Origin of the sequence: Halopseudomonas bauzanensis, from assembly GCF_900114735.1 — a bacterium.
Classification (GTDB): Bacteria; Pseudomonadota; Gammaproteobacteria; order Pseudomonadales; family Pseudomonadaceae; genus Halopseudomonas; species Halopseudomonas bauzanensis.
Map to the genome: position 1 here is coordinate 70,971 of NZ_FOUA01000010.1, position 11,746 is coordinate 82,716.

At 57.3% G+C, this 11,746-nt stretch carries 8 protein-coding genes; 3 read left to right on the plus strand and 5 right to left on the minus strand.

What is annotated here, in order from left to right:
- Positions 1-59: 59 nt before the first annotated feature.
- From nhaD to BM267_RS16130, 5 genes are all read right to left on the minus strand, one after another.
- Positions 60-1,430: a sodium:proton antiporter NhaD gene (gene nhaD, locus BM267_RS16110; RefSeq protein ID WP_074781316.1), complete on the minus strand. Its 1,371-nt coding sequence runs from the start codon at positions 1,428-1,430 to the stop codon at positions 60-62.
- Between the two features lie 212 nt (positions 1,431-1,642).
- Entirely contained in the window at positions 1,643-2,437 is a 795-nt protein-coding gene (locus tag BM267_RS16115) for an ABC transporter ATP-binding protein (protein ID WP_036992897.1), read from the minus strand.
- On the minus strand, positions 2,437-3,327 hold the full coding sequence (locus BM267_RS16120; protein ID WP_036992896.1) for an ABC transporter permease: 891 nt from the start codon (positions 3,325-3,327) through the stop codon (positions 2,437-2,439). The genes BM267_RS16115 and BM267_RS16120 overlap by 1 nt, the downstream gene beginning before the upstream one ends.
- Positions 3,328-3,386: 59 nt before the next feature.
- Positions 3,387-4,358, minus strand: a complete 972-nt coding sequence (locus BM267_RS16125; protein WP_036992894.1) for an ABC transporter substrate-binding protein — start codon at positions 4,356-4,358, stop codon at positions 3,387-3,389.
- A gap of 80 nt (positions 4,359-4,438) precedes the next feature.
- Positions 4,439-7,288 (minus strand): valine--tRNA ligase, encoded by a 2,850-nt coding sequence (locus tag BM267_RS16130; protein WP_036992893.1) that lies wholly within the window; start codon positions 7,286-7,288, stop codon positions 4,439-4,441.
- A 1,030-nt stretch (positions 7,289-8,318) separates the two neighbouring features.
- On the opposite strand from BM267_RS16130, the gene BM267_RS16135 reads away from it, so the two are divergent.
- The 3 genes from BM267_RS16135 (at position 8,319) to BM267_RS16145 (ending at position 11,716) form a co-directional block, all read left to right on the plus strand.
- Positions 8,319-8,708: a hypothetical protein gene (locus BM267_RS16135; RefSeq protein WP_074781317.1), complete on the plus strand. Its 390-nt coding sequence runs from the start codon at positions 8,319-8,321 to the stop codon at positions 8,706-8,708.
- A 131-nt stretch (positions 8,709-8,839) separates the two neighbouring features.
- The gene (locus tag BM267_RS16140) at positions 8,840-10,522 is read left to right on the plus strand and encodes an ATP-dependent nuclease (RefSeq protein ID WP_074781318.1); all 1,683 of its coding nucleotides are present in this window, start codon (positions 8,840-8,842) and stop codon (positions 10,520-10,522) included.
- Between the two features lie 165 nt (positions 10,523-10,687).
- Complete coding sequence (locus tag BM267_RS16145; RefSeq protein WP_022964810.1) at positions 10,688-11,716, plus strand: IS30-like element ISPsp7 family transposase; 1,029 nt, start codon at positions 10,688-10,690, stop codon at positions 11,714-11,716.
- The last annotated feature ends 30 nt before the right edge of the window (positions 11,717-11,746 follow it).

The window sequence follows — 11,746 nt, forward strand, 5'->3', positions numbered from 1 at the left end:
CTACGGTGGGGCCGCGACCTACGTTGAGCAGGGGCGCAGCGCGCCCCGGTAGTCAACGTTCATATGTACATCAGAAAATACACCGCGGCCCCAGCGGTATAGCCGAGGAACGCCAGCAGGCTGACCCGCTTGATGTACCAGAAGAACCCGATCCTCTCCATGCCCATGGCCGCCACACCCGCTGCCGAGCCGATGATCAGGCTGCTGCCGCCGGTGCCGGCGCAGAAGGCCAGGAACTGCCAGAACCGGCCGTCGGTGACGAACTGGCTGAGCCATTCGGTGTCGGTGGTGGCAGAGGCAAGCATGCCATCGGTGACCGTCGGGTACATCTTCATGGCGCCGGCCACCAGTGGCACGTTGTCCACCACGGCGGAGAGCAGGCCGATGGCATAGTTGATGGCAAAGATATTGCCCAGACCATCGCGCAATGCCACAGCGATCTGGCCCAGGTGGCCCGCCGTTGCCAGGCTGGATACTGCCAGCAGAATACCGAGGAAGAACAGAATGCTCGGCGTATCCACCCGGTGCAGAACGCCGATGACTGACAGCGGATGCTTGAGCTCCGGCTTCTTGTCCCGGTGCATGATTTCAGTGGCCACCCACAACACTCCCAGCCCGAACAGAATGCCCATGTATGGCGGCAGGCCGGTAACGGTCTTGAACACCGGGACGAACAACAGCGCCCCGATACCCATGGCCAGCACCGCATTGCGCTCGCGATCGGTAGTGGCATGACCGCCTTCAGCGACATGGGCACGTAAACGCGGGCGCGGCGCTTCACCTTTCAAGCGCAGGCTGAGAATGGCCAGCGGAACCAGCAGGCAGACGAGACTGGGCAGGAACAACTCGACGACCACCTGTTGCGCGGTGATCTGCCCGCCGATCCAGAGCATGGTGGTGGTGACGTCGCCAATCGGCGACCAGGCACCGCCCGCGTTGGCGGCAATAATCACAATCCCTACATACAACCAGCGCTCGGGGCGACCCCGTACCAGTTTGCGCAGCAGCGAGACCATCACGATGGTGGTCGTCAGGTTATCCAGCACGGCGGAGAGGAAGAAGGTCAGCAGGCCGATGATCCACAGCAGCGAAACACGCCGGCGTGTGGTGATGCGATCAGTGATGACTTTGAAGCCGCCATGGGCATCGATAAGCTCGACGATGGTCATCGCGCCCAGCAGGAAGAACAGGATCTCGGCGATTTCGCCCAGGTGATGACGCAGCGCGCTGACCACGATAGCCGAGGAGTCGGCAGGGTCATTGCTGCCCAATGCCAGGGTTGGCAGGATCTCGTTGGCACCCAGCACCAGGACCGCCCAGGTCATGGCCGCCGTGAGGAGCGCGGAAGCCGCTTTGTCGAGTTTGAGGGGGTGTTCCAGCGCGATACATAAATAGCCAACCACAAAGATGACTGCCATCAACACATACATGAACAAGACTCCGTCTCGATTTTGAAATCTGCGTGCAGGCGCGGGCCGGCCTGCGGGTCAGGGGCGAGCTGTCGCCGGTGACTGGAATGGGGTGCGCGTATTGTCCGCGTTGCGCGGGCAGGCTGACTTGTCAGAGATCAATTCTGCACGGTGATATGCACTTGCTATCAGCGTGAGCGGCCTGCGAGCGCAGGCCGCGGTATGTTTACCACTTACCCCAGCAACAAGGCATCATCCGCCAGCTTTTCCCCGCGCACTTTCTCGAACATGTGCAGCAGGTCAGGGACATCCAGGCCCTTGCGTTCATCGCCAGCGACATCCAGCACCACCTGGCCCTGATGCAGCATTACCGTGCGGTCGCCGATATCCAGCGCCTGGCGCATGCTGTGGGTGACCATCATGGTGGTCAGCTGTTTCTCGGCGACGATGCGCGCGGTCAACTGCAACACGAAGTCCGCGGTGCGCGGATCGAGTGCGGCGGTGTGTTCGTCCAGCAGCAGAATGCGTGACGGCTGCAATGCGGCCATCAACAGGCTCACAGCCTGACGCTGACCACCGGAGAGCAGCCCGATGCGGTCGGTCAGGCGGTCTTCCAGGCCCAGGCCGAGGGTGGCCAGGTGGGCGCGGAACTCATCACGCATATCCACGCGCACCGCCCGGCGCAGGCCACGGCGCTGCCCGCGCTGTTGCGCCAGGGCCATGTTTTCCTCGATGGTCAGGTCTTCGCAGGTGCCCGCCATGGGGTCCTGGAATACCCGCGCCACGCGAGTAGCACGGCTCCAAACCGGCAACCGGGTGACGTCATCGCCATCGATCAGGATCGCGCCGCTATCCACCGGCAGGTCGCCGGAGACCGCATTGAGAAACGTCGATTTGCCCGCGCCGTTGGTACCGATCACGGTGACGAACTGGCCAGTGGGAATCTCCAGCGACAGCCCCTGCAGCGCCTTGGTCTCGATCGGCGTGCCGGGGTTGAAGGTGATTTTCAGGTTCTGTGCGCTGAGCATCAGACATGCCTCCTGCGGGTCAGACGTTGCTTGATCAGCGGAATGACCAGCGCAATCACGACCAGCACCGCGGTAATCAGGTTCAGGTCCTGCGCCTGCAGGCCAATGAAGTCGCTGTTCAGCGCCAGCGCGATGAAGAAGCGATAGATCACCGCACCAATGACCACGGCCAGCGTCAGGTAGAAGATCCGCCGTGCCGGCAGGATGCTTTCACCGATGATCACCGCAGCCAGACCGATGACGATGGTACCGATACCCATGGAGATATCCGCGCCGCCCTGGGTCTGCACGAACATCGCCCCGGCCAGCCCGACCAGCGCATTGGAAATGGCCATGCCAAGAATCACCATGGCGCCGGTATTCACACCCTGGGAGCGGCTCATGCGCGGGTTGGAGCCGGTGGCGCGGATGGCCAGGCCCTGACGGGTGGTGAAATAGGCATCCAGCAGCAGCTTGGCAGCGATCACCACCATCACCAGGATCAGCGGCCGGGCAATGTAGTCAGCCAGCCACTGCGGCTGCAGGATGCTGAACATGGTCGGTTCCATGATCAGCGGAATGTTCGGCCGGCCCATGATGCGCAAGTTGATCGAATACAGCGCGATCATCATCAGGATACTGGCCAGCAGATCCATGATCTTCAGGTGCACGTTGAGCACCGCGGTAACCATCCCGGCCAGCGCGCCGGCCAGGGTAGCGATGATGGTCGCCAGAAAAGGGTCCATACCGTTGGCAATCAATACCGCGCAGACCGCGCCACCCAGCGGGAAGCTGCCGTCCACGGTCAGGTCGGGAAAACGCAACAGACGGAAGGAAATGAAAACACCCAGCGCCACCAGACTGAAGATCAGGCCGACTTCGAGGGCGCCAAACAGGGAAAACAATGACATGGAATGTTAGGCCTTTGGTGAACGGCTGCGCCGGCGTGGGAGCACCGGCGCAGGTTGGATCAGTCGATGATCTCGGCGGCCGAGTCGATCAGTTCCTGGGATAGGGTGACACCCTGAGCCGCAGCGGCGGAACGGTTCAGATACAGGCTCAGCTCACCACTCTTCTGCGGAGCGATGGAGCCGGGCGCTTCACCCTTGAGTACGCGCACAGCCAGTTCACCGGCTTGCACGCCATGCTTGAAGTAGTCGATACCCAGCGCAGCGATGGCGCCACGCTTGACGCTATCGGTATCGGAAGCAACCAGCGGGGTCTTGGTATCCATGCCGACCTTGACCAGCGACTCGTAGGCGGACACCACGTTGTTGTCGGTGTTGGTGTAGATCACATCGACCTTGCCGACCAGGCTGCGGGCAGCGGAGCCCACATCTACGGTACGCGGCGCAGCGGCTTCAACCAGGGTCATACCCATGGTTGGCAGCAGTTCGCGCAGACGCTCGACCACGACCACAGAGTTGGCTTCACCGGGGTTGTAGACCATGCCCACGCGGGTGGCATCGGGCACAACACGCTTGACCAGCTCCATCTGACGGTCCAGTTCCAGCTCATCGGATACGCCAGTGACGTTGGTGCCGGAAGGCTCCCAGTTACGTACCAGCTGGGCCGCGATCGGATCGGTAACGGCAGCGAATACGGTGGGCACCGACTTGGTGCTGGACACCACCGCCTGGGCGGAAGGTGTGGCGATGGCGACGATCACATCCGGGCGATCACCCACAAACTTGCGGGCGATCTGCCCGGCGGTAGCCGTGTTGCCCTGGGCCGTCTGGTACTGCCACTTGAGGTTGTCGCCGGTATAGCCGGCTTCTTCCAGGGCAGAGCGGACGCCGTCGCGTACCGAGTCCAGCGCCGGGTGCTCGACGATGGCAGTAGCCGCCACCGACTTGGTCTCAGCGACCGCGCTGGAGAACGGGGTAGCCAGGCTCACAGCCAGCGCGCCCAGGGACAGCCATTTACTGATGGGTGACTTCATTGCATTTCCTATCGGGCCGGCAGAGGCCCTGTTTGCTTGTTGTTGTGTCCGTGTTTGATGTCAGAGCCACGGGTTCCAGATTACAGATTGGCGATATGCGCCCGTTGTTCGCTGAGCTGGGCCACAGCCTTTTCGGCTTCGGCCAGCTTGGCGCGTTCCTTGTCGATCACCGCCGGCGGCGCCTTGGCGACAAAGCCCTCGTTGCCGAGTTTACCGCCAATTCGCTTGACCTCGCCTTCCAGGCGACCAATTTCCTTGTCCAGACGGGTCAGTTCGGCGGTCTTGTCGATCAGACCGGCCATCGGCACCAGCACTTCCATCTCACCCACCAGCGCGGTAGCGGACAGCGGCGCTTCGTCGCCCTCGGCCAGCACCTGGATGGACGACAGCTTGGCCAGCTTGCGCAGGAAAGCCTCGTTCTCGTTCAGACGGCGCTGGTCTTCGCTGCCAACCTTGCGCAGCAGCAGTTCCAGCTCCTTGCCCGGAGCGACGTTCATCTCACCACGGATATTACGCACGCCGAGAATCAGATTCTTCAGCCACTCGATATCACCTTCGGCGGCGCTATCGACACGGCTGTCATCAGCGACCGGCCAGGGCTGCAGCATGATGGTGTCGCCAGTCTTGCCGGCCAGCGGGGCGATACGCTGCCAGATTTCTTCGGTGATATAGGGCATGAACGGATGCGCCAGACGCAGGGCCGTTTCCAGCACGCGCACCAGGGTGCGGCGGGTGCCGCGCAGGCGCTCGGCCGGGGCGTTCTCATCCCACAGCACCGGCTTGGACAGCTCCAGATACCAGTCGCAGTACTGGTTCCAGATGAACTCGTACAGCGCAGTCGCGGCCAGGTCGAAACGGAACTGATCCAACTGGCGAGTTACTTCCGCCTCGGTACGCTGCAACTGGGAGATAATCCAGCGGTCGGCCAGGGTCAATTCCACGGGCTCACCATTCACACCTGTGTCCTTGTCCTCGCACTGCATCATCACGTAACGCGTAGCGTTCCAGATCTTGTTGCAGAAGTTGCGGTAACCCTCAACCCGGCCCATATCGAACTTGATATCACGACCAGTGGAGGCCAGTGACAGGTTGGTAAAGCGCAGCGCGTCGGTACCGTAGGCAGCGATGCCCTCGGGGAACTCGGCGCGGGTCTGCTTCTCGATCTTTTCCGCCAGCTTGGGCTGCATCATGCCGCTGGTGCGTTTCTGCACCAGCGATTCCAGATCGATACCGTCGATGATATCCAGCGGGTCCAGCACGTTGCCCTTGGACTTGGACATCTTCTGACCCTGGCCATCGCGCACCAGACCATGCACATATACCGTCTTGAACGGAATCTGCGCGCTGCCATCGCCATGCTTCATCAGGTGCATGGTCAGCATGATCATGCGCGCAACCCAGAAGAAGATGATGTCGAACCCGGTCACCAGCACATCGGTGGGGTGGAAGGTCTTCAGCGCCTCGGTCTGTTCCGGCCAGCCCAGGGTAGAGAAGGTCCACAGGCCCGAACTGAACCAGGTATCCAGTACGTCTTCATCCTGACGCAGCGGCGCATCGCCCAGATTGTGCTTGGCGCGTACTTCCGCCTCGTCGCGGCCGACATAGACGTTACCAGCGTCGTCATACCAAGCCGGAATACGGTGTCCCCACCACAGCTGGCGGGAAATACACCAGTCCTGAATGTCGCGCATCCAGGAGAAATACATGTTCTCGTACTGCTTGGGCACGAACTGGATACGGCCATCTTCCACCGCGGCAATCGCCGGCTCGGCCAGCGGCTTGGTGGACACATACCACTGATCGGTCAACCACGGCTCGATGGCCACGCCAGAGCGGTCGCCCTTGGGCGTCTTCAGGCTGTGCGGCTCGATCTTCTCCAGCAGGCCAGCAGCATCGAAGTCTTCAACGATCTGCTTGCGGGCAACGAACCGATCCATCCCGGCGTAGGCGGCGGGCAGGGTAGCGTCCACTTCATCATTGACGCTGCCATCAATATTGAACACCTGGCCACGGGCCAGAACCGCCGCGTTCTTGTCCAACACGTTGATCAGCGCCAGGTTGTGGCGCTTGCCTACTTCATAGTCGTTGAAGTCATGGGCTGGGGTGATTTTCACGCAGCCGGTACCGAACTCGGGGTCGCAATAATCGTCACCCACAATCGGAATACGCCGGCCGACCAGCGGCAGCTCGACGAACTTGCCGATCAGCGCCTGGTAGCGCTCGTCTTCCGGATTCACCGCTACAGCGGTATCACCGAGCACAGTTTCCGGGCGGGTAGTGGCAACGATCAGGTAATTCTTGCCATCAGCAGTGGTCGCACCGTCAGCCAGCGGATAACGCAGATGCCACAGCGAACCGGTCTCGTCGTGGTTCTCCACCTCCAGATCGGAAATGGCCGTATGCAGCTTCGGGTCCCAGTTAACCAGACGCTTGCCACGGTAGATCAGCCCGTCTTCATGCAAGCGCACAAAGGCTTCCTGCACCGCCGCAGACATACCCTCATCCATGGTGAAGCGCTCACGGCTCCAATCCACCGAACTACCCAGACGACGAATCTGGCGGGTAATGTTGCCGCCGGACTCTTCCTTCCATTCCCAGACCTTCTCCAGAAACTTGTCCCGGCCCAGATCGTGACGGCTCACACCCTGCGCGCCCAGCTGACGCTCCACCACCATCTGCGTAGCAATACCCGCATGGTCGGTACCCGGCTGCCACAGGGTATTGCGACCCTGCATACGGCGGAAACGGATCAGCGCATCCATGATCGAGTTATTGAAGCCATGGCCCATGTGCAGGCTACCGGTCACGTTCGGCGGCGGCAGGGCAATGGTGTACGACTCGCCAGAACCCTGCGGAGCAAAATAATTGTTCTGCTCCCAGGTCTGGTACCAGGAGGATTCAATAGCGTGGGGCTGGTAGGTTTTATCCATGGGTGTTTTGGCTGTCCGGTATATGGCTGGCGACGGTAAAGGGTGCCACGGCAGCTTACAGGAGTCCCGCCTGGCCCGCCGATCGGTGGGGCTATATAAAGCAGGAACTCCGCGCGCCATGAGACAGAGTCGCAAAAACAGCCATTATAGCGAGGAGGGAGGGTGGTCGCATCCTTGTTTGCATGGCGTGCAGAGTGCATTGAACGCCGGTCGAACGCCGCCCCGACATCTGCATTCACACTCTATGACTTTCCGACTATGGCCAAGCGCCATTCTCTGGGCTATGTTGACCCCAAAGCATGGATCGCAGCCGTTCCCGCCCAAGGGGCAAGGACAGCCTACCTTCCATACCCGAATTGAGAGCGTACCGGCTTGCCTGCCTGTTGAGGGTCGGGCGGTAGCGTGCCTGGCGGGGTGGGTTTGTACCCAGTAGTAATGGATTCATGAAAAGACGCAGTCAAGCGAATACGAGGTGGGCTGTGGTGTGAGCTATAAGTTATTGCTTTTTAAGTATATTTCTGGCGGCGTAACTTCGGTGAAGCGGAGTTATACCGCAGTCACTGTTATGTATTAGTGCCGCGTGCGGTCTAATCACTGTTAGGCTATATGGAAATCATACTTTATCGTCATCCTGGCTATCTGGGTCGAGCAGTTCCGCTGGATGTCTTCGTAAATGGGGAGCGGGTTGCGGCAATTCAGAGTGGGACCTCGCTAAAGATTTTTATCCCTGATGGTGATGCCACTCTGAAAGTTGAGATGAAAGGTGCGGTTACTAGCCCAGCATTCAACGTCTCTTCGCATTATGATAGCCGGGCTTTTGAATGCGGTACCCGACTCTGGGTTCTCTTTGATGTTATAAACCTCTGCTATTTGCCGTTTTTAAAGCGGCATGTTTTCTTTATCCGACCAGCGCGGCCGAGCTTATCCAATGCCTAACCAGTCGCTCAAGTCCGTTCCGGCCCTTTGGGCCTCCACCGGACGCCCTTGTCAGGGCGCCGCTTAGCTTTGCGTTATATTCAAAGAGGACTTTATGCGCAATCTGCTCGCTCTGGTGTTGTTAACGGCGTTTCCTTATTCTGGCTTTGCCGCTACGACAACCTGCATCCTCGAAGGCGGCTCTATTACAGTAAAAGCAGTAGCATGGGATGATGAGACGAATGTAGCCAAAGTTACTGATCATCTTGGCAACACCCGGGAAGGCAGGGTCACTCTCGAATCAGATCATAACCACGGGAAGAAGGTAAATATCTTCGTAGACTATGAATCGGCTTCCTACGGTGTAGATGCGGCTGAGTACATTGTTTTCCCTACCTCGCCGGGTACCTACCGAATAATCGGTGTGGCTTACATAGTGCGTGATGGGGAACAGTTTTTAAACTCCTCTCACGGAAATCATGCCGCTAACTGCGTTGCAATGTGAATATAACCAGGCCAGTCACGGCGACGCCTACTACATTGCGGCTGCGCCTCCATTCCGCAGGCGCGCGTGCTGAGCGGCGTTAGATTTGCAATGATGCCGCCTAATGAATTTCTGTTTTTAGGAATATTGATATGTCAGAAGGGTTAAGTAAGCCATCGGCTTTCATCAGCGAAATGACATTTTCTGGTAGAGACAAGTTTGCACTTAAAGAAAATGAGAAGGTTATTATTGTTGGCCCTAACAATAGTGGAAAATCTCAATCACTTAGGGAAATACTTTCTATTTGCCAAAATGGAGTCAAGCCGAGCAATCTGGTAGTCACCGATTTGGCAGTATCGAAGTCTGGCGATGTCAAAGTGCTTCGTAACTTTCTGGCGAATAATGCCGATTTAGTAGATGATATATATAGGTTTGAAGATTGGCATATTAGAGAGGGTTATCTTCAATTTTGGCAGCAACCTTTTTTGATTCGAGGTTTAGCAGGTGGTTTCGTAAGGAAGATTGCTGCGGATGATCGGTTAAGAATTTGTGACCAACAAAACAGTATCGCGCCGGGAGACCAAAAGTCTAAGCCGCAGCATGTGCTTTATGATGATGAAGTACTGATGAAAAAAATAAGTGGGCTGTTTAGCCGCGCATTTGGCAAATACCTTATGTTCGATTTTCGCGGTGGCAGTAAGCTACCAATTCATGTAGGAGAAATTCCGGAAATCGAAAATGTAACTGATCGGGTTAGCAATACCTATGTGAATGCTGTAAGAGAGAATCCCTTGTTAGATAAACAAGGTGATGGCATGAAAAGCTATGCGGGCATTCTTTTCGAAGCTGTTGTTGCTAATCGCAACATAACGCTAATTGATGAGCCAGAAGCATTCTTGCACCCGCCACAAATGAGACGATTGGGGGAGACCCTATCTTCAGAGGTTAAAGGTCAGTTGCTGGTTGCCACACATAGCAGTGATATTATGCGCGGATTTCTAGAAGGCACTCAGGGGAATGTTCGTATTCTGCGTCTTCGCAGAGAGGGAAATACAAACTTGGTTTCTGAAGCATCTCCGGATGTTATAAGGGAACTTTGGGAAAAGCCTGAGCTTCGTTACTCGAATGCACTTGAGGGAATTTTTCACGAGCAAACTATTATCTGTGAAGATGACAGTGATTGTAGGCTTATAAACTCAGTCGCTGACCACATTTCTACTACCTCTACTGATTTGTGGCAAGATACTTCTTACGTCCCTACAGGCGGTAAGCATGGGGTTCCAAAGGTCGCAAGTGTACTGCGCCAAATAGGCGTTCCTATTAAGGCTGTTTTTGATATTGATTTTTTGGCAGAGCGAAACCTAGTGGAAGCTACCGTCAACGCGTTTGGAGGTGTATGGGTTGATATAGAACCTCTTTGGAGTCGCGTAGATGCTGCAGTTAGAGATGGAGTTCAACCAAAGACTATAGAGCAGATCAAATTGGATATTGCATCTATATTGGAAAAAGCGGAGCCAGACAAGCTACCAAAAGGTGATGTAATAGAGGCAATGAAGCAAGGGAAATCTTGGTCTGAAGTAAAAAAATATGGTTCACGCGGAATACCGAGAGGCGATGCACAGAAGGATTATAACGATTTGAGGGAGAAACTAGAGGACATCGGGATTTACCTTGTTCCTGTTGGTGAAATAGAGAATTTTTGTCCAGAAATCGGTAGCCATGGTCCCAAGTATGTCACCAAACTCCTATCAACAATACCACTAAGCGATGAGCGTCTAGAAGATCTTCGGAGATTTGTTGAGGTTGTGCATAAGGGCCGTCATGCGGCTTTATAGAAAAAATGCGGCAGTGTATCGAGCATACAAATCTAACAAAGCGCTGCTGTCGGACAAATTTTACGCTGCGCTCCAAATTTGCCGCAGAGCGCGGCGTTAACCATAAGGAGGGCGGCGGCAAAAACTGAGTGCAACACCTGACCTTTCCGGTACGGTGCTGCCCCTATGTCTTATACCGAACTCAGCGTTGAAGAGCGCGCCACCATTCAAATCGGTCGTACCCAAGGCTTCAGCCTGCGCAGGATTGCCTGCTTGATCAACCGATCCCCTTCGACCATCAGCCGTGAGCTGCGCCGTAACCGAGGTGCTTGCGGTGGCTACTCGGCCCGCCTGGCCCAGCAGCAAATGCAGGCCCGCCGCCAGGTTTGTCGACCGATGCGAAAACTGTTGCCGGGTAGCGAGCGCTTCGAACTGGTGACCCATATGCTGCGTGAGCGTTTGTCTCCCGAGCAGATTGCCGGCAAGCTGCGCAGCATGAACATACCCAACCTGCGAGATGCCTACGTCTGTCGCGAGACGATCTACAACGCGATCTATGCCCTGCCAGTGGGTGAGCTGCGTAAGGAGCTGATCATCTGTCTGCGCCAAGGCAAGACGACGCGCCGGCCGCGCTCTGGTGGCGTGGATCGGCGCGGCCAGATCCCCGAGATGGTCAGTATTCATGTGCGCCCGCCGGAGATTGAAGACAGGCTGATGCCGGGGCATTGGGAAGGCGACCTCATCAAGGGTAAGGCCAACGCCTCGTCCGTCGGTACGCTGGTGGAACGCACCAGTGGCTACCTGATGTTGGTGAAGATGAACGACGCGACGGCGACTTCGGCGCTGGAAGGCTTCAGCGCCGCGCTCAATAGCATGCCGCTGGCGATGCGCAAGAGCATGACTTACGACCAGGGCCGGGAGATGGCGCGACACGCCGAGATCACCCAAAGAACCGGCGTGGCGATCTACTTCTGCGACCCGCATAGCCCCTGGCAGCGCGGCAGCAACGAAAACATCAACGGCCTGATTCGCCAGTACTTGCCCAAGGGCACAGACCTGTCGGTACATAGCCAGGAGGAGCTGGACGCCATTGCGCTGCAACTGAACATGCGACCGCGCAAGCGCTTCGACTTCAAATGCCCCATCGAGGTGATGGGAGAGGTCATGCAAAATGCCATGGCAATGCGGCATGATGCTCCGGCTTCAATTCAATAACCGTGTTGCACTCAGCTCCTGCAACCGCCG